The sequence below is a fragment of the Pseudomonas sp. TE3895 genome (assembly GCF_056278855.1).
The window spans coordinates 97,872-116,562 of record NZ_JBWBQE010000001.1; the positions used below are offsets into that span (position 1 = coordinate 97,872).

Genomic DNA, 18,691 nt, shown 5'->3' on the forward strand with positions numbered 1-18,691 from the left:
GCCAACGCGGGAGCAAGCCCCCGCGCGGCGACATCCTACCAGCTCACCGGCAAACGACGGTGAACCGGCCGACAACATGCAGGGATTACTGCTTGTTGTTGTCTTTCACTTCTTCGAACTCGGCGTCAACCACGTCATCGTGCTTGGCTTCCGGCTCGGCCTGCTGCGCGCCACCCTGAGGCTGTTCAGCCGACTGCTCGGCGTACATCTTCTGGGCAACCGGGGCAGAGACCTTGGACAGCTCTTCAACCTTGGCGTCGATGGCAGCCTTGTCGTCGCCTTTGACAGCGGCTTCCAGGGCAACAACGGCGGCCTCGATGGCGGTTTTCTCTTCAGCGGTAACCTTGTCACCTGCGTCAGCGACCATCTTGCGGGTCGAGTGCACCAGCGCGTCACCCTGGTTACGGGCAGCCGCCAGCTCTTCGAACTTGCGGTCTTCCTCGGCGTTGGCCTCGGCGTCACGCACCATGCGCTCGATCTCTTCGTCCGACAGGCCGGAGTTGGCCTTGATCACGATCGACTGAGTCTTGCCGGTGGCCTTGTCTTTCGCACCTACGTGCAGGATGCCGTTGGCGTCGATGTCGAAGGTCACTTCGATTTGCGGCACGCCACGCGGTGCTGGCGGAATGTCAGCCAGGTCGAACTTGCCCAGCGACTTGTTCTGCGCAGCCTGCTTACGCTCACCTTGCAGCACGTGAATGGTCACGGCGCCCTGGTTGTCGTCGGCAGTCGAGAACACCTGCGACTTCTTGGTCGGGATGGTGGTGTTCTTCTCGATCAGCGCGGTCATCACGCCGCCCATGGTTTCGATACCCAGGGTCAGCGGGCTGACGTCCAGCAGCAGTACGTCTTTCACGTCACCGGCCAGTACCGCACCCTGGATGGCAGCGCCCATGGCAACCGCTTCGTCCGGGTTCACGTCCTTGCGCGCTTCTTTACCGAAGAAGTCGGCCACTTCTTTCTGCACCAGCGGCATGCGGGTCTGACCGCCGACCAGGATCACGTCGTCGATCTTGCTGGCGTCGATGCCGGCGTCTTTCAGGGCGATACGGCAAGGCTCGATGGTACGCTTGACCAAGTCTTCGACCAGCGACTCCAGCTTGGCGCGGGAGATCTTCACGTTCAGGTGCTTAGGACCGGTGGCATCTGCAGTGATGTACGGCAGGTTGACGTCGGTCGACTGAGCGGACGACAGCTCGATCTTGGCTTTTTCTGCGGCTTCTTTCAGGCGCTGCAGGGCCAGAGGATCGTTCTTCAGGTCCATGCCCGACTCTTTCTTGAACTCGTCGACAAGGTAGTCGATCAGGCGCATGTCGAAGTCTTCGCCACCCAGGAAGGTGTCGCCGTTGGTAGCCAGTACTTCGAACTGGTGCTCACCGTCGACTTCGGCGATTTCGATGACCGAAACGTCGAAGGTACCACCACCCAGGTCATAAACGATGACGGTGTGGTCGCCCTTGGCCTTGTCCATGCCGTAAGCCAGTGCAGCGGCAGTCGGCTCGTTGATGATGCGTTTTACGTCCAGGCCAGCGATGCGGCCGGCGTCTTTGGTGGCCTGACGCTGGCTGTCGTTGAAGTAGGCCGGAACGGTGATCACCGCTTCGGTGACTGGCTCGCCGAGGTAGTCTTCGGCGGTCTTCTTCATTTTCTTCAGGACTTCGGCGCTGATCTGCGGCGGAGCCATTTCCTTGCCAGCAGCCTCGACCCAGGCGTCACCGTTGTTCGCCTTGACGATCTTGTACGGCACCAGCTTGATGTCTTTCTGCACGACATCTTCTTCGAAGCGGCGGCCAATCAGGCGCTTCACTGCGAACAGGGTGTTGTGCGGGTTGGTGACAGCCTGGCGCTTGGCCGACTGGCCAACCAGGATTTCGCCATCGTTGGCGTAGGCCACGATCGAAGGGGTAGTACGCGCACCTTCGGCGTTTTCGATGACTTTGACGTTACCGTTTTCCAGAATGGAGACGCACGAGTTAGTGGTCCCCAGGTCGATACCGATGATTTTACCCATGTTAACTCTCCCGAAACTTGAATTTGGTAGCAGCGACTACTTTGGCCAACTGCGGTAATACTTGAAGGCTTGACACCTAGATGGGGATGCCCCGAAGGATTTCAAGCCTTTTCATTGATCGAGGGTTGCGCCGCGCTCGGCGCCTTGCTGACCACCACCATGGCGGGGCGCAGCAGGCGGCCGTTCAGCAGGTAACCCTTCTGGAACACGTTCAGCACGCTGTTTGGCTCGACCTCGGCGTTTTCCTGCATGGCCATGGCCTGGTGGTGCTCAGGGTTGAACGGCTGGCCGTGCGGATCGACAGCTTCAAGGTTGTAGCGCTTGAGGGTGTCCTGGAACATCTTCAGGGTCAGCTCGACACCTTCGCGGATCTGCTTGACGTGCTCATCGTCGGCACTGGAGTGAGCCAGGGCCAGTTCCAGGCTGTCGATCACCGGCAGCAAGTCGCCGGAGAACTTCTCCAGGGCGAACTTGTGGGCTTTCTCCACATCCTGCTCGGCACGACGGCGTACGTTCTGCAGGTCGGCAACGGCGCGCAGCGCCTGGTCCTTGGCTGCGGCCAGCTGTTCCTCGAGCTCCAGAACACGGGTATCAGCTGCATTGCCTGCACCGGTTTCTTCCACGTTAAGGTCTTTCTCGTTCAGCTGCTCATCAGCCATGGGGTCTCTCCTGCGCAATTTTGTGGACTGCGAGCCAGGCTCGCCTTGGATGTCGGCTATATGGGGCCGGAAAAACCAGGTTCAAGGGGCAAGGTGGTTTTCAAGGCTGCATCAGAATCTGCGAAGGGGCATTGGCAGGCCTGAAAAAAGTACTGTATAAATAACCAGACCTGATTTCCGGGAGCCGCCCCCATGCTGGTGCACCTGTCCATTCACAACTACGCCATCGTCGAGCACCTCGACCTCGAAATCGCCCGTGGCATGTCCGTCATCACCGGCGAGACCGGTGCCGGCAAATCGATCATGCTCGACGCCCTCGGCCTTGCCCTGGGCGACCGTGCCGACAGCGGCGTGGTGCGCCCCGGCACCGACAAGGCAGACATCCTGGCCACCTTCGACCTGGTGGACATTCCCGAAGCGCACACCTGGCTGGCCGAGCGCGACCTGGACAACGAAGGCCTGTGCATCTTGCGCCGGGTGATTACCGCCGAAGGCCGCAGCCGCGGCTACATCAACGGCACGCCCTGCCCGCTCGGCGACCTCAAGGCGCTGGGCGAACTGCTGATCGATATCCACAGCCAGCACGAGCACCAGTCCCTGCTCAAGACCGACACCCACCGCCGCCTGCTTGACGAGTATGCCGGCGCCGTCGACCTGGCCCGCCAGGTACAGCTTGCAGCCAAGCGCTGGAACCAGACCCGCCTGGAGCTGGAGCGCCTGTCCAACTCGGGCGACGAGCAGCGCGCCCGCCACCAGTTGCTCAGTTACCAACTGGAAGAACTGGACAACCTCGGCCTGGGCGAGCACGAACTGGAGCAGCTGGAACAGGAACACAAGAACCTGACCAGCGCCGAAGCCCTGTTCGGCATCTGCCGCCAGGTCATCGACCAGTGCAGCGAGAGCGATTCGGGCAATGTGCTCAGCGCCCTCACCTCCAGCCTCAACCGCCTGGGTGCCGCCACCAACTCGCCCAAGGCACTGAACGAAGCGGCCAACCTGATCGCCAGCGCGCAGATTCAGGTCGAGGAAGCCGTGGGCGAACTCAACCGCTTCCTCGACAACTTCGACGCCGACCCGATGCGCCTGCAAGCCCTGGAAGAGCGCCTGGACACCATCTACACCCTGGCACGCAAACACCGGGTGCACCCCACCGAACTGCCCCACCTGCAACAGCAACTGATGGAGGAGCTGGAAGGCCTTAACGCCAGTGACGAGTCGATCGAGCGGCTGGGCGAAGAGCTTGCCGCCTACGCCCAGCACTATAAAGAGAAGGCACGCGAACTCAGCGGCCTGCGCCAGCAAGCAGCGCAGCAGCTGGCAGGCGCGGTGGAGCAGGAAATCCAGCGCCTGGGCATGCCTGGCGGGCGCTTCTGCATCGAACTGACAGCGAACGAAGGCGCCGAACTGTCACCCCATGGCCTGGAGCAGATCGAACTGCTGGTCAGCGCCAACCCTGGCCAGCCGCTCAAGGCCCTGGCGAAGGTGGCGTCGGGTGGCGAACTGTCGCGCATCAGCCTGGCGATCCAGGTCATTACCGCGCAGACCTCGCGCATTCCTACCCTGGTGTTCGACGAAGTCGACGTGGGTATTGGCGGGCCAACGGCAGAAATCGTCGGCCAACTGCTGCGGCGCCTGGGCGAGCGCGGCCAGGTACTGACCGTGACCCACCTGCCGCAGGTGGCGGCGCAGGGGCATCACCATTTGTTCGTGCACAAGGTGCGCAACAGCGACACCACCCACACCGCCGTGGCTAGCCTTGGCAAGCGTGAGCGCGTGGAAGAAGTGGCGCGGATGCTCGGCGGGATTGACCTGACCAAGGAGTCCCTGGCCCATGCACGCAAGATGGTGGTGAGCGGCAAGGCCTGAGCCCTTCTTTTCCAAGACGATTCGCGGGCACGCCCGCTCCCACAGGGTGATCACAGGATCTGAAACCTGAGGTGTACCTGTGGGAGCGGGCGCGCCCGCGAAGAGGCCGGCACGGACAACACATCTTTCAGCCCCAGAAAGCACAAAGGCGACCCGAAGGTCGCCTTTGCTATCCATAACGAAAAATCGTTACTTCTTCTTACGCACGTACAGGACCAGATTGTGGTCCACCAGCTCGAAGCCATGCTCGGCCACGATTTCGCGCTGGCGCTTCTCGATTTCGGCGTCCATGAATTCGATGACTTCACTGGTATCCACGTTCACCATGTGGTCGTGGTGACCGCCATCGGCCAGCTCGAACACTGCATGACCGCCGTCGAAGTTGTGGCGAACCACCAGACCCGCCGCCTCGAACTGGGTCAGCACGCGATAGACGGTGGCCAGGCCTACATCCTCGCCAGCCTCCATCAGCGCCTTGTAGACATCCTCTGCACTCATGTGACGCTGCTCGGTAGAGTCGAGCATCTGAAGGATCTTGACTCGAGGCAGGGTCACCTTGAGACCGGCTTTGCGCAATTCGCTATTTTCAACCATGGTCAGCTTTCTCGCCGATGCTGCTTCGCAGCTTCTCTTAATACGGGTATGATCGGGGTTTACGTTGTCCAGCCAAGATAGTGGAAGTCGCCCACCGATGCAAAACACCAAGCTCTTGCTAACCAGCCTCACCCTAGTGGGACTGCTCGCACTCGCCGGTTGCTCGTTTCCCGGGGTTTACAAAATCGACATCCAGCAGGGCAATGTCGTCACGCAAGACATGATAGACCAATTACGCCCGGGAATGACCCGCCGGCAAGTAAGGTTTATCATGGGCAACCCGCTGATTCAGGACACCTTCAACACCAATCGTTGGGATTACCTGTACAGCCTGCAGCCTGGTGGCGGTAAGCGCCAGCAAGAACGCATGAGTGTATTTTTCAACGAAAGCGATCAACTGGTCAGCCTGTCTGGCGACTTCATGCCAGGCGTCAGCCGCGATCAGGAAATCCTCGGTGGCAGCAGCGACACCACCGTCAGCCCGGCCACCGAGCCAGGCCAGGCCGAACAGCCGGCAGCGCAACCTGTAGAAAAACCGGCCAAGCCTGGTTCGACCGAAGAGTCCATCCAGCGCGAGATCGACACCATCGAGACCACCCCGGTCCCGACCCCGGCACCGCTGGAAACCCGCTAAGCGGGAACAGCAGATGCAAAAAAGCCCGGACCTGGTCCGGGCTTTTTGTTTGCGCCTTATCCGTCAGGCATTCAATTGCTTGGCACGCTGGCAGAACGCATCGACCAACGTATTGGCCGCCTGATTGAATAGCGGGCCCAACGTGGCGCGCACAATCGGCCCAGCGTAATCGAAGGACAGGTCCAGGCTGATCTTGCAGGCTTTTTCACCCAGCGGCTTGAACACCCAAACACCATGCAGCTGGGTGAACGGCCCTTCTTCGAGGTTCATCTCGATGGACTGCCCCGGCACCAGCACGTTACGCGTCACGAAGTGCTGGCTCATGCCCCCCTTGGCCACTTCGAGCTTGGCACGCATGTGTGTATCGCTGGTTTCGATCACCGTCGAGGCCGAGCACCACGGCAAAAACTCAGGGTAGCTGGCCACATCGTTGACCAGATCGTAAAGCGCCTGGGCGGGGTATGGCAGCAGGGCGGAGCGTTGAATATGGGTAGTCATCCAGGCGTCACTTCCAAGGCTGGGTGGCGGCGCTTCGCAGCGTGCCGAAAACAGGTTCTGTGCGTATGACAGGGTTTGTATTGTCCGGTATTCATTCCAGTGGCTCAAGCACACCGAAATCCCATAGCGGACGACGCGCGGACTTGCCTATAATGCCGCCCCTATGGCTAAGCAAAAAAAACATCCGACCGGGACCATCGCGCAAAACAAGAAAGCGCGACACGATTACTTCATCGAACACAAGTTCGAGGCCGGGCTGGTCCTGTCCGGCTGGGAAGTAAAAAGCCTGCGAGCCGGCAAGGCGCACCTGACTGACAGCTACGTGCTGCTCAAGGACGGTGAGGCCTGGCTGTTCGGCAGCCACATCACCCCGCTGACCACGGCCAGCACCCACGTCATCGCCGACCCTACACGCACCCGCAAGCTGCTGCTGAACAAGCGCGAGCTCGAGCGCGTGGAAGCGGCTGTGGCGCAAAAAGGCTACACCTGTGTGGCTTTGGCGCTGTACTGGAGCAAGCACCTGATCAAGTGCGAAATCGCACTGGGCAAGGGCAAGAAGGAATTCGACAAGCGCGACACCATGCGCGAACGCGATTCCAACCGCGAGCTGCAGCGGGCTGTGCGGAACAAGGGCAAGGAAGAGTAACCAGCCTGCCCGGCCGCTGTGGGAGCGGCCTTGTGTCGCGAAAGGGCTGCGAAGCAGCCCCAGCAATCTGCGCATCGACGCCGATCCTGGGGTCGCTCTGCGACCCTTTCGCGACGCAAGGCCGCTCCCACAGGGCCCGCGTTACAGCTCAAAGAGCGTGCCCTCAGCGCCCGCTGCGCCGCTCCGCCCGTGCCACACGCTGCGCTTCTTCGTGCGCCTCATGCAGCACCTCCTGCACATACAAAATGTGCCGGCTGGACACCTCTCGCGCATCTTCCGCCCTGCCCTCGACAATCGCCAGGTACAGTTCCCGGTGCTGGCTGATCAGCATGTCCCGGGTTTCGGTGCGCTGCTGGTACATGCCGCCGATGTTGGTCACCACATTACGCTTGAGCAGGTCGAACAAACCCCGGATGGTGTGCAGCAACACCGCGTTATGGCTGGCCTCGGCGATCGCCAGGTGGAAGCGCGCATCAGCCGCGCCCTCTTCCGCACGGGTCACCTCATCGACCCTGGCATAGCAGTCCTGCAGCGTATCGAAGGCCGCCTTCAACCGTGCCCGGTCCGGCTCGGTGGCACGCTGGGCTGCGTAATAGGCGCAGGACGCCTCCAGGGTATGGCGGAACTCGAGCAGGTCACGCTGCGCTTCGGCACTGTGCTCGAGCAACTGCAGCAACGGATCGCTGAAGGTGGACCCCAACGACTCCGCCACAAAATTGCCCCCGCCCTGACGGCTAACCAGCAGCCCCTTGGCCACCAGCTTCTGGATCGCCTCACGCAGTGACGGGCGGGACACACCAAACTGCTCGGCTAGGACGCGCTCGGCCGGCAGCCGCTGCCCCGAGGTCAGCGTGCCTTCCAGAATCATCCCTTCCAGCCGATCGACAATGTCGTCGGACAGGCGCCGTTGGCGTACCTGATCAAAAACCATCACATGCTCTCCACAAACCCCCGGCAAATTTCAGGGGGTGTCTATTCTCGCCGATCCAGGCCACGCAAACACCCATCAAGCCGTGATTTTCCCAGCACATCAGATGCCCGCTCATCGGTACGCGACCAAAGTTTTGCACAGGACAAATTGACACACCCACGGCAGCGCTTTTAACCTAGCGTCCAGCCATTGTAAATTGGTCTTACCAATTGTCCAATGCCAGTGCCTGACCAACAACAATTAGGGGCCACCCCATATGCAAACCTGGCAACAACTCTATAGCCCGCTTGGTAGTCTTGGCCTGTCCGCACTGGCGGCGGTCATCCCTATCGTGTTCTTCTTCCTGGCCCTCGCCGTGTTCCGCCTCAAGGGCCACGTAGCGGGCAGCATCACCCTCGCGCTGTCGATCCTGGTGGCGATTTTCGCCTTCCAGATGCCTATCGACATGGCCCTCGCCGCCGCGGGTTACGGCTTCCTCTATGGCCTCTGGCCAATTGCCTGGATCATCGTTGCCGCGGTGTTCCTGTACAAACTCACGGTCAAGAGCGGCCAGTTCGAGGTGATCCGCAGCTCGGTGCTGTCGATTACCGACGACCAGCGCCTGCAAGTGCTGCTGATCGGCTTCTGCTTCGGCGCCTTCCTCGAAGGTGCGGCAGGCTTTGGCGCACCGGTGGCCATCACCGCCGCACTGCTGGTGGGCCTGGGCTTCAACCCGCTGTACGCTGCCGGCCTGTGCCTGATCGCCAACACCGCGCCAGTGGCCTTCGGCGCCCTGGGCATCCCGATCATCGTGGCCGGCCAGGTCACCGGTATCGACGCCTTCCACATCGGCGCCATGACCGGCCGCCAGCTGCCGCTGCTGTCGCTGTTCGTGCCGTTCTGGCTGGTGTTCATGATGGACGGCCTGCGTGGCGTGAAGGAAACCTGGCCTGCCGCCCTGGTTGCCGGCCTGAGCTTTGCCGTCACCCAGTACTTCACCTCGAACTTCATCGGCCCGGAACTGCCAGACATCACCTCGGCACTGGCCAGCCTGATCTGCCTCACCCTGTTCCTGAAAGTCTGGCAGCCCAAGCGTGCGTTCAGCGAGGCCAAAGGCAGTGTCGGCGCAGCCGTTGTGCAGCCAAGCGGCAGCCAGCCTAGCCCGTACAGCTTTGGCGAGATCTTCAAGGCCTGGTCGCCGTTCCTGATCCTCACCGTGCTGGTCACCATCTGGACCCTGAAGCCCTTCAAGGCGGCTTTCGCTCCGGGCGGCGCGATGTACAACTTCGTGTTCAACTTCGCCATCCCGCACCTCGACCAGCTGGTGATCAAGACCGCACCGATCGTTGCCGCGCCAACCGCCATGCCAGCGGTGTTCAAGCTGGACCCGATCTCCGCCACCGGCACCGCGATCTTCCTTTCGGCGCTGATCTCGATGGCGGTGCTGAAGATCAACTTCAAAACTGGTCTTACCACTTTCAAAGAAACCTTCTGGGAACTGCGCTGGCCAATTCTGTCGATCGGCATGGTGTTGGCTTTTGCCTTCGTCACCAACTACTCGGGCATGTCCTCGACCATGGCCCTGGTGCTGGCCGGTACCGGCGCCGCGTTCCCGTTCTTCTCGCCGTTCCTCGGCTGGCTGGGCGTGTTCCTGACCGGCTCGGACACCTCGTCCAACGCCCTGTTCAGCTCGCTGCAGGCCACCACCGCGCACCAGATCGGGGTCAACGACACCCTGCTGGTGGCGGCCAACACCAGCGGCGGCGTAACCGGCAAGATGATCTCGCCGCAATCGATCGCCGTGGCCTGCGCCGCTACCGGCCTGGTCGGCAAGGAATCCGACCTGTTCCGCTTCACCGTCAAGCACAGCCTGTTCTTCGCCACCATCGTCGGCCTGATCACTCTGATCCAGGCTTACTGGCTGACCGGCATGCTGGTTCATCACTAAAGTGAAAGGGGCCGGGCGCCGTCGCGCGCCCGGCACTCCCACAAGCAACGCTGCGAGAATCCATGATCATTTCTGCCTCTACCGACTATCGCGCCGCGGCCCAACGCAAGCTGCCCCCCTTCCTGTTCCACTACGCTGACGGCGGCGCCTACGCCGAGCACACCCTGCGCCACAACGTCTCGGACCTGGCCGGCATCGCCCTGCGCCAGCGCGTGCTGAACAACATGTCCGAGCTCAGCCTGGAAACCAAGCTGTTCGACGAAACCCTGAGCATGCCGGTAGCCCTGGCCCCGGTCGGCCTCACCGGCATGTACGCCCGCCGTGGCGAAGTGCAGGCCGCACGCGCGGCCGCCGCCCATGGCATCCCGTTCACCATGTCGACTGTGTCGGTGTGCCCGATCGAAGAAGTGGCGCCCGCCATCAACCGGCCGATGTGGTTCCAGCTGTATGTGCTCAAGGACCGCGGCTTCATGCGTAATGCCCTGGAGCGGGCCAAGGCCGCCGGCGTCAAGACCCTGGTGTTCACCGTGGACATGCCCGTACCCGGTGCCCGCTACCGCGACGCCCACTCTGGCATGAGCGGCAAGAACGGCCCGCTGCGCCGCGTGCTGCAAGCCATGACCCACCCCGAGTGGGCATGGGACGTGGGGGTGATGGGCCGCCCGCATGACCTGGGCAACATCTCCAAATACCGTGGCAACCCCACCGGCCTTGCCGACTACATCGGCTGGCTGGGCAACAACTTCGACCCGTCCATTTCCTGGAAAGACCTGGAGTGGATCCGCGAGTTCTGGGACGGTCCGATGATCATCAAGGGCATTCTCGATGCCGATGACGCCCGCGATGCGGTCAAGTTCGGTGCCGACGGTATCGTGGTGTCCAACCACGGCGGCCGCCAGCTCGACGGCGTGCTGTCCAGCGCCCGTGCCCTGCCGGCCATTGCCGACGCGGTCAAAGGCGACCTGAAAATTCTGGCCGACTCGGGCATTCGCAGTGGCCTGGACGTGGTGCGCATGATCGCCCTGGGTGCCGACACCGTACTGATCGGCCGCGCCTTCCTCTATGCCCTTGCCGTGCATGGCCAGGCCGGCGTGAAAAACCTGCTTGAGCTGTTCGAAAAGGAAATGCGCGTGGCCATGGTGCTGACCGGTGCCAAGTCGATCAGCGAGATCACCCGCGACTCGCTGGTACGCGAACTGGGCGCCTGAACGCCTGCAAGAACCACCGCCTGAATGACCCGGGGCATGTAGCGCACAGACGCCACAGCCCCGCGAGGAGACTGCATGAGCCTGCCCGCCGCGTTCCTGCGTGATGCCGAGCGCCTGATCCCCGCCGAACGCCGCTTCGACGACCCCACCTCCACCCTGGCCTTCGGCACCGACGCCAGCTTCTACCGCTTGATCCCCAAGCTGGTGGTGCGCGTCGAGTCCGAGGACGAAGTGGTCGGCCTGATCAAACTGGCCCAGCGCGAGCGGGTGCCGGTCACCTTCCGCGCTGCCGGCACCAGCCTGTCTGGCCAGGCCATCAGCGACTCGGTGCTGATCGTGCTCGGCGATAACTGGAACGGCCGCGAAATCCGTCGCCAGGGTGAGCAGATTCGCCTGCAACCCGGCGTGATCGGCGCCCAGGCCAACGCCTGGCTGGCCCCCTTCGGGCGCAAGATCGGCCCCGACCCGGCCTCGATCAACGCCTGCAAGATCGGCGGCATCGTTGCTAACAACGCCAGTGGCATGTGCTGCGGCACCGCGCAGAACACCTACCACACCCTGGCGGGCCTGCGCCTGGTGCTGGCCGACGGCACCCGCCTGGACAGCGAAGACCCGGCCAGCGTCGCCGCCTTCGAAAGCAGCCACGCCGAGCTGCTGGAAGCACTGGCCCGCCTGGGCCGCGAAACCCGCGCCAACACCGCGCTGGCCGAGCGCATCCGGCACAAATACCGGCTGAAGAACACCACCGGCCTGTCACTGAACGCACTGGTGGACTACGACCAGCCGCTGGACATTCTGCAGCACCTGCTGGTCGGCTCCGAAGGCACCCTGGGCTTCATCAGCGCCGTCACGTACGACACCGTGCCCGACCACCCGCACAAGGCCAGCGCCCTGCTGGTGTTCCCCAGCGTCGAAAGCTGCTGCCGCGCGGTACCCGTGCTCAAGCAGCAGCCGGTCTCGGCTGTGGAACTGCTCGACCGCCGCAGCCTGCGCTCGGTGCAGAACATGCCCGGCATGCCGCTGTGGGTAAAAGGCCTGTCGGACAATGCCTGCGCCCTGCTGATCGAATCCCGCGCCGCCAGCCAGAGCCTGCTGCACGAGCAACTGCAGCAGATCATGGCCTCGATCGCCGACTTCCCGCTGGAACAGCAAGTGGACTTCAGCGAAGACCCGGCCGTGTACAACCAGCTGTGGAAAATCCGCAAGGACACCTTCCCCGCTGTCGGTGCCGTGCGCCAGACCGGCACCACGGTCATCATCGAAGACGTGACCTTCCCCGTCGAGCAACTGGCCGAAGGCGTCAACCGCCTGATCCAGCTGTTCGACAAGCATCACTATGACGAAGCGATCATTTTCGGCCACGCGCTGGAAGGCAACCTGCACTTCGTCTTTACCCAGGGGTTCAACAGCGCCGAAGAAGTCGCCCGTTACCAGGCGTTCATGGACGACGTGGCGCAACTGGTGGCGGTTGAGTTTGGCGGCTCGCTCAAGGCCGAACATGGTACCGGGCGCAACATGGCGCCTTTCGTGGAGCTGGAGTGGGGCCACGATGCCTACCAGCTGATGTGGAAGCTCAAGCGCCTGCTCGACCCCAACGGCATCCTCAACCCCGACGTGGTGTTGAGCGACGACCCGGATATCCACCTGAAAAACCTCAAGCCGCTGCCTGCCGCCGACGAAATCGTCGACAAGTGCATCGAGTGCGGCTTCTGTGAACCGGTGTGCCCGTCCAAGGGCCTGACCCTCAGCCCGCGCCAGCGCATCGTCATGTGGCGTGACATCCAGGCCAAGCAGCGCGGCGGCATCGATACCCGCGCACTGATGCAAAGCTACCAGTACCAGGGCATCGACACCTGCGCCGCTACCGGCCTGTGCGCCCAGCGCTGCCCGGTCGGCATCAACACCGGCGAGCTGGTGAAGAAACTGCGCAGCCAGGCCGCCGACCACGCTAAAACCGCCGACTGGCTGGCCGAGCATTTCCACACTGCCCTAAGCGGTGCGCGCCTGACCCTGACCGCCGCCAACACCGCACGCAAGCTGCTAGGCGCCCCGCGCCTGGGCCGCCTGAGCGCCTCGCTGAGCAAAGCCAGCAAAGGCCGCCTGCCCCAATGGACCCCGGCCATGCCGCAACCGCTGCGCCCCTTGGCCTTCGGCGCCACCAGCAACGACGCCCGCCCCCGCGTGGTGTACCTGGCCGCCTGCGTCTCCCGGGTAATGGGCCCGGCCTATGCCGACCGCGAACAAAGCTCGCTGCTGGACAAAACCCGCGCCCTGCTGGAGAAGGCCGGTTACCAGGTGGTGTTCCCGGACAACGCCGACAGCCTGTGCTGCGGCCAACCGTTCGCCTCCAAGGGCTACCCCGAGCAGGCCGAACACAAACGCCAGGAGCTGATCACCGCCCTGCTGCACGCCAGCCGCGGCGGCCTCGACCCGATCTATTGCGACACAAGCCCCTGCACCCTGCGCCTGGTGCAGGACCTGAGCGACACCCGGCTGGACCTTTACGACCCGGTGCGCTTCATCCGCACCCACCTGCTTGACCGACTGGAGTTCACCCCCCAGGACGAACCGGTAGCCGTGCACGTAACCTGCAGCACCCAGCACCTGGGCGAAAGCCAGGCCTTGATCGACCTGGCGCGGCGTTGCAGCAAACAGGTGGTGATCCCGGAAGGCATTCACTGCTGCGGGTTTGCCGGTGACAAAGGCTTTACCACCCCCGAGCTGAACGCCCACTCGCTGCGCAGCCTGAAGGACGCCGTGCAGTATTGCAGCGAAGGTATTTCCACCAGCCGCACCTGCGAGATAGGCCTGTCGAGCCACAGCGGCATCGACTACCACGGCCTGGTGTACCTGGTAGACCGCGTCACCCGGCCACGCAGTCTCTAACGCGTTGATATAGGTGGGGAGCGCTGCGTAGGAGCGGGTTTACCCGCGAAAGGGCCGGCCCTGCTGGCCAATCTCCACCCGCTGTCCACCGTCGCAGCCACCACCGCATTCGCGGGTAAACCCGCTCCTACACCGATTGATGGTGCCCACACATCGGTGGTTGTACACAGCCCCCCCCGTAGGAGCGGGTTTACCCGCGAAGAGGCCGGCCCTGCTGGCCAATCTCCACCCGCCGTCCACCGTCGCAGCCACCACCGCATTCGCGGGTAAACCGCCCCTACACCGATTGGTGGTGCCCACACATCGGTGGTTATGCACAGCCCGCCGCATTCGCGGGTAAACCCGCGAACACCGGCAACGCCGGTGCCATCCCCACCTCAATATCGCCCCGCCACCATCCCGATGGAACCCCCGCCAATCCCCCGCAGTCCACCTTACAGGCCCACCTTCCAGAGGCCCCAGAGGAGACACCCATGAAAGGTACCGCACTTTCGGCCCTGTTCGCGGCCGCCACCCTGCTGGCTTCGCCGGTGTTCGCCGCCGATGACCTCTGCGCCGCCAACCTGCAAAAGATCGACGACAGCATGGCCACCGCCGGCGCCACTTCCGAAGGCCTGGACAAAGCCATCACCGAGCACGTCGACAAAGCCAAGGCCGCCCAGGCCTCGGGCGACACCAAGGAATGCATCGCCATTACCAGCAAAGTGCTGGAGCGCCTGGAAAAAACCGAGAAAGGCAGTAGTGGCAACGGCGGCGCGTGAGCCCAAAAGCGGGCGACTGGACCGGCTGTCGACGTCGCCCGCGCAATGGCGTATACTCCGTTCTACGCGCCGTAAGGTGCGTTAGCCAAGAGCTAGTGCGGGGCCGGTTAGGATTCGACGCCGGTAGCGAAACTCTAGGTGCATGCCGAGTTGGTAACAGAACTCGTAAATCCACTGTTGCAACTTCTATAGTTGCCAATGACGAAACCTACGGCGAGGAATCCTACGCTCTCGCAGCGTAAGTGACCTTTGCTTCTGGTAGCTTCGGCTCCAGCAATCACTAGGGGATGCCTGTAAACCCGAAATGATTGTCATACAGAACAGGATCGTCGCGTAGCACGTTGTGGGCGAAGTGACTAAAACTTACACAACTCATCCAAAGCACCCTGCCCGTCGGGCGGCTGCGGATTAAATCAGTAGACACGGCTAAGCATGTAGTACCGACAGCGGAGTACTGGCGGACGGGGGTTCAAATCCCCCCGGCTCCACCAAATCCAAAGAAGAAGACGCCCTCGGGCGTCTTTTTTTGTGCCTGGTATTTGGGCGCTGCGGGTCGAAAAAACGGATTTAACCTCTTTCTTGTAGGGCGTTTCCCAAACCACATCGAAGCCGGCATTCCTTGCCAAAACGCCCGCGAACAGGCCTCGGAACTGATGGGCTATGAATAGGGTAGGCAACGCGTTGAGATCAGCAATTTGACTCACCAAAGCGCAGTCGCCCTCACCCCACCAGCGACAATTCCCTACCCACCCCACCACGCGGCAGATCCTCAAGCCCGTCGATACCATTGGCCAGGTACCGACTACGCCACTTGAACACCACTGGTGCGGTAACGTTCAGCCGCAAGCTGACCTCCTTCGGTGTCAGTCCACTGTCCAGCAACAGCAGAATCGAGGCCCGGGTAACGCTACGATAGGGCATTCGCCCGGAGCGGGCAGTCTTCCTCAGATGTGCGCGGTCGTCATCCGACAGCAGGAATTCCAGTGCCTTCCTGGCCATGCAGCCTCCTGGTTACATTCAAAACGGTTCATTTGCTGGCCGACGCCATCAGCATGCCAAAACAGAAGAAAGTGACGCCCGAAAGCTTGCCGACAATCCGCGCGCCGCGGTTGGTCGACAACCAGCCCCTGGCGCCGTTGGCCATCAGCGCATAGCCGGTGTGCACCAGCACCACCAGCAGGGCGTAGGACGACACCAGTATGAAGAACTGGCTGTAGTAGCTGTCCTGCGCACGGATGAACTGCGGGAAAACCGCCAGGAAGAAAAATCCTGCTTTGGGGTTGAACAACTGGATCGACAGCGCCTCGACAAAACGGCGCCAGGGTTGCGTGGCGGTCACCGTGAGCTCGGGGATGAAGCGCTGCGTGCGCCACATCTTGACCCCCAGGTACAGCAGGTACAGGGCACCAACATATTTGAGCACGGTGAACGCCGTCGCCGAGGTCGCCAGGATCAACCCGACACTGCTGGCCGAGAGTCCGGCGACGATGAAGGCGCCCAGGGCGATGCCGAGGATACCCGGCAGCGCGCCGCTCCATCCATGGCGCAGGGCGTTGGAAAGTGTCAGCACCACTCCGGGGCCAGGGCTGAGTACGGTAAGCGTCGCGAGAATGAGGAACAGTCCATAACTAGCCATGCAGCATGCCTCCTGGCAGCAGGTTCAACAACGTCCGCGCCGCCCAGAGCAGGTATTGCCCCAGCAGCCCGGTGAACAGCAGGCCGGCACCGACCACATAGAGGTACGGTTGCAAGCCTTGATAACGCCTCCACCCCCGCTCGCCACACAGCGTCTTAATACAGGTGGCGCCATCCAGCGGCTGCATCGGCAGCAACAGATACAGCAGGACATCGCCGGGCAGGCACAAGCCAAGTATCCCGGCAGCGCGCAGCGTCCCGATCGGCAGCTTGGGTGGTGTTCACAGACATGGGCGGCGGCCAGGGCAGAAAGAGCGGCCTTAAGGGTGGCGCGATGCGCGACTGCTGACAAACGCTTTAATTGCGCCTCTGATGTGACTAAATTAGACAGATGATCGCCGACCTCCCCCCCTTGAACGCCGTCCGTGCCTTTGCCTCGGCTGCGCGTCACCAGAGCTTCAGCCGTGCCGCCGAAGAGCTGCACGTTACCCACAGCGCCGTCAGCCGCCATATCCGGCTGCTCGAGGAACACCTGGGGGTGGTGCTGTTCGAACGCCGCAACCGGCAATCGCTGCTGACCCCGATCGGCCAGGCCTATTTCGAACAGATCAGCCAGGGCCTGGCGCAGATCGCCAACGCCACCAACGCCCTGACCCGCGGCAGTGCGTCGCGCAAGGTAGTGATCAATGTCCGACCGTCTTTCGCGGTGCGCTGGCTGATCCCGCGTCTGCCCGATTTCATGGCGCAGCATCCGGACATCCAGCCTGAGGTGGTCACCAGCACCCTGGCCCCGGACCAGTCACGGGAAGCCTTCGATGTGGTGGTACGCCGTGGCAGCTCGGGCTGGGCGGCCAACGTGGAACCGCACGTCCTGCTCGAGGACGACATGCTGCTGGTCGCCGCACCCGCCCTGCTGCAGGCGATACCGGTAATTGCACCGAGCGATGTGCTGCGCCATACCCTGCTCTCGGGCCGCACCCGCAGTGGCGACTGGGCGGCCTGGTGCAAACTGGCCGGCATCAGCCAGCCGCAGCGCCAGCCAAGCCTGCAGTTCGACCACATGCACCTGGTGCTGCAGGCCGCCGTCGATGGACTTGGCGTGGCGCTGTGTCCGGCCTCGCTGCTGGGCAAGGACCTGGCCACCGGTCGCCTGCACAGCCCACTGCCACACCTGCGCCTGCCACTGACCCGTTACTACTACGGGGTATCCCAGGATGCGGTCGCCGAGACCCAGGTGTTCATCGACTGGATGTTCTCGCAGTTCAGTCCAGGCAGCGACCCGTTGCCGTTATGAGCGCCACTGACCCGCAGCGCTCAGTCCTGCACCGGTAACGGCGCATCGAGAAGACACCTGCTGTGATATCGAAGGGGGCCTCGGGCGTCTTTTTTTGTGCCTGGCATTTGGGCGCTGCGGGTCGAAAAAATCGGATTTAACCCCTTTCTTGTAGGGCGTTTCCCAAAGATACTGCCTGCGCCTGTTTTCCGTTGCGGTCATTTTTTCAGGGTTTTAGTCTCAGTGGGTCGTTGCTCATCAACGGCATGACTTTGACAGGTCGCGACGGTAAACAACAAAACGGCTCGTCGTTATGGCGGCTGTACGTGCGGGCACGCTTGCGTGCGCCGGAACTTGTTGTTTCCGCCGGTCTGTCAACCCGCGTGCAGCTGCCACCCTCTGTTTGACAGCAGATGGTGACAGCCCTGAAATGGAAGCAATCATGTTGAAGATAGTCCCCGACCCACCCCACCACCTCCATTCCCTGGAAGACACGATCATGATGGCCTCGGACTACGCGCTCTGTGCAGAAGCCGTAGCCCAGCAGGCAATTCTGATGCAGCCCAAGTCACCCGCATCGGTTTTGATCATGGCCTCGATGCACGAGCTTGAAACCCTGCGGCGGCTACTCGAATCCGCGCTGACGCAAATACAGCAAACAGCCAACCCGCAACCGATGCATTGATTCGCATACCGAGCGAAAAGCCTGTGCAAGCCCGGCTTACCGGCGCATCAGCAGAACCAGGGAGATTGATCAATGACAACCGAAGACACCCCATGCACAGTTGGTAAAACCATCTTCTTTCAAGGCGAAAACCAGACCCACCCACTGTTCCGCATCGAAGCCGGCATTCCTTGCCAGAACGCCCGCGAACAGGCTTCGGAACTGATGGGCTACGCGCGGGACCTGACCATCGACGGGCTGATGGAAGACAAGCCAAAACTGATCTGGGCGGCGCACTACCTCTGTGCTTTGGGCAAAGCGCTACTGGATGATGCAGAACTCGGCATGATGCGTTGAATCACGCACCGCGATGCTAAAAGGGGTCAGCGTCAGCCGCTTGGCCCCTGTCACACCAATCGATCAACGCCGAGGGATGCGGTCTTCCTCAGCAACCGTCGCATTGATGCGCCGCAACATTGCCATCAACCCACCATGCAA

Annotated in this window: 17 protein-coding genes, 1 other RNA gene and 1 pseudogene; 11 read left to right on the forward strand and 8 right to left on the reverse strand. The window is 62.3% G+C overall.

Annotation, left to right across the window (positions count from 1 at the left end):
* Positions 1–85 precede the first annotated feature (85 nt).
* Positions 86–2,011 carry a molecular chaperone DnaK gene (dnaK, locus tag ACZ889_RS00450; protein ID WP_003249929.1) on the reverse strand — a complete coding sequence of 642 codons (1,926 nt, stop codon included), beginning with the start codon at positions 2,009–2,011 and terminating at the stop codon, positions 86–88.
* A 101-nt stretch (positions 2,012–2,112) separates the two neighbouring features.
* Positions 2,113–2,670 (reverse strand): nucleotide exchange factor GrpE, encoded by a 558-nt coding sequence (gene grpE, locus ACZ889_RS00455; RefSeq protein ID WP_003249927.1) that lies wholly within the window; start codon positions 2,668–2,670, stop codon positions 2,113–2,115.
* Between the two features lie 192 nt (positions 2,671–2,862).
* On the opposite strand from grpE, the gene recN reads away from it, so the two are divergent.
* Entirely contained in the window at positions 2,863–4,536 is a 1,674-nt protein-coding gene (gene recN / locus ACZ889_RS00460; RefSeq protein ID WP_003249924.1) for a DNA repair protein RecN, read from the forward strand.
* A gap of 189 nt (positions 4,537–4,725) precedes the next feature.
* On the opposite strand, the gene fur is transcribed toward recN, so the two are convergent.
* Entirely contained in the window at positions 4,726–5,130 is a 405-nt protein-coding gene (gene fur / locus ACZ889_RS00465; RefSeq protein WP_003249922.1) for a ferric iron uptake transcriptional regulator, read from the reverse strand.
* Positions 5,131–5,227: 97 nt separating this feature from the next.
* Between fur and ACZ889_RS00470 the strand changes: the two genes are divergently transcribed.
* Positions 5,228–5,764 (forward strand): outer membrane protein assembly factor BamE, encoded by a 537-nt coding sequence (locus ACZ889_RS00470; protein WP_003249918.1) that lies wholly within the window; start codon positions 5,228–5,230, stop codon positions 5,762–5,764.
* Positions 5,765–5,827: 63 nt separating this feature from the next.
* Here ACZ889_RS00470 and ACZ889_RS00475 read toward each other — a convergent pair whose 3' ends face one another.
* The gene (locus ACZ889_RS00475) at positions 5,828–6,262 is read right to left on the reverse strand and encodes a type II toxin-antitoxin system RatA family toxin (protein ID WP_003249916.1); all 435 of its coding nucleotides are present in this window, start codon (positions 6,260–6,262) and stop codon (positions 5,828–5,830) included.
* A 163-nt stretch (positions 6,263–6,425) separates the two neighbouring features.
* Between ACZ889_RS00475 and smpB the strand changes: the two genes are divergently transcribed.
* Positions 6,426–6,908: an SsrA-binding protein SmpB gene (smpB, locus tag ACZ889_RS00480; RefSeq protein WP_003249914.1), complete on the forward strand. Its 483-nt coding sequence runs from the start codon at positions 6,426–6,428 to the stop codon at positions 6,906–6,908.
* 163 nt (positions 6,909–7,071) lie between these two features.
* Here smpB and ACZ889_RS00485 read toward each other — a convergent pair whose 3' ends face one another.
* Complete coding sequence (locus ACZ889_RS00485; protein ID WP_003249911.1) at positions 7,072–7,839, reverse strand: FCD domain-containing protein; 768 nt, start codon at positions 7,837–7,839, stop codon at positions 7,072–7,074.
* A gap of 256 nt (positions 7,840–8,095) precedes the next feature.
* On the opposite strand from ACZ889_RS00485, the gene ACZ889_RS00490 reads away from it, so the two are divergent.
* The 5 genes from ACZ889_RS00490 to ssrA all read left to right on the forward strand — a co-directional run bounded on the left by ACZ889_RS00490 (position 8,096) and on the right by ssrA (position 15,112).
* Positions 8,096–9,766 carry a lactate permease LctP family transporter gene (locus tag ACZ889_RS00490; protein WP_476257098.1) on the forward strand — a complete coding sequence of 557 codons (1,671 nt, stop codon included), beginning with the start codon at positions 8,096–8,098 and terminating at the stop codon, positions 9,764–9,766.
* Positions 9,767–9,828: 62 nt separating this feature from the next.
* Positions 9,829–10,974 (forward strand): FMN-dependent L-lactate dehydrogenase LldD, encoded by a 1,146-nt coding sequence (lldD, locus tag ACZ889_RS00495; RefSeq protein ID WP_003249907.1) that lies wholly within the window; start codon positions 9,829–9,831, stop codon positions 10,972–10,974.
* Positions 10,975–11,049: 75 nt separating this feature from the next.
* Positions 11,050–13,860 (forward strand): FAD-binding and (Fe-S)-binding domain-containing protein, encoded by a 2,811-nt coding sequence (locus ACZ889_RS00500; protein WP_476257099.1) that lies wholly within the window; start codon positions 11,050–11,052, stop codon positions 13,858–13,860.
* Between the two features lie 473 nt (positions 13,861–14,333).
* Positions 14,334–14,621, forward strand: a complete 288-nt coding sequence (locus tag ACZ889_RS00505; protein WP_003249902.1) for a hypothetical protein — start codon at positions 14,334–14,336, stop codon at positions 14,619–14,621.
* A 99-nt stretch (positions 14,622–14,720) separates the two neighbouring features.
* Positions 14,721–15,112: a transfer-messenger RNA gene (ssrA, locus tag ACZ889_RS00510) on the forward strand.
* Positions 15,113–15,371: 259 nt separating this feature from the next.
* On the opposite strand, the pseudogene ACZ889_RS00515 reads toward ssrA, so the two are convergent.
* The 3 genes and pseudogenes from ACZ889_RS00515 to ACZ889_RS00525 form a co-directional block, all read right to left on the reverse strand.
* A pseudogene (locus ACZ889_RS00515) lies at positions 15,372–15,521 on the reverse strand (helix-turn-helix domain-containing protein); the annotation flags it as partial.
* Positions 15,522–15,648: 127 nt separating this feature from the next.
* Positions 15,649–16,257, reverse strand: coding sequence for a LysE family translocator (locus ACZ889_RS00520; RefSeq protein ID WP_476257100.1), 609 nt, complete (start codon positions 16,255–16,257; stop codon positions 15,649–15,651).
* The gene (locus tag ACZ889_RS00525; RefSeq protein WP_476257101.1) at positions 16,250–16,486 is read right to left on the reverse strand and encodes a hypothetical protein; all 237 of its coding nucleotides are present in this window, start codon (positions 16,484–16,486) and stop codon (positions 16,250–16,252) included. Before ACZ889_RS00525 ends, ACZ889_RS00520 begins: the two co-directional genes overlap by 8 nt.
* A 161-nt stretch (positions 16,487–16,647) precedes the next feature.
* On the opposite strand from ACZ889_RS00525, the gene gcvA reads away from it, so the two are divergent.
* From gcvA to ACZ889_RS00540, 3 genes are all read left to right on the forward strand, one after another.
* A complete protein-coding gene (gcvA, locus tag ACZ889_RS00530) occupies positions 16,648–17,550 on the forward strand; it encodes a transcriptional regulator GcvA (protein ID WP_476257102.1) in 903 nt (300 codons plus the stop codon).
* Positions 17,551–17,971: 421 nt separating this feature from the next.
* Complete coding sequence (locus ACZ889_RS00535) at positions 17,972–18,214, forward strand: hypothetical protein (protein WP_003249899.1); 243 nt, start codon at positions 17,972–17,974, stop codon at positions 18,212–18,214.
* A gap of 72 nt (positions 18,215–18,286) precedes the next feature.
* Entirely contained in the window at positions 18,287–18,550 is a 264-nt protein-coding gene (locus ACZ889_RS00540) for a DUF3077 domain-containing protein (protein ID WP_061202863.1), read from the forward strand.
* Positions 18,551–18,691: the final 141 nt, after the last annotated feature.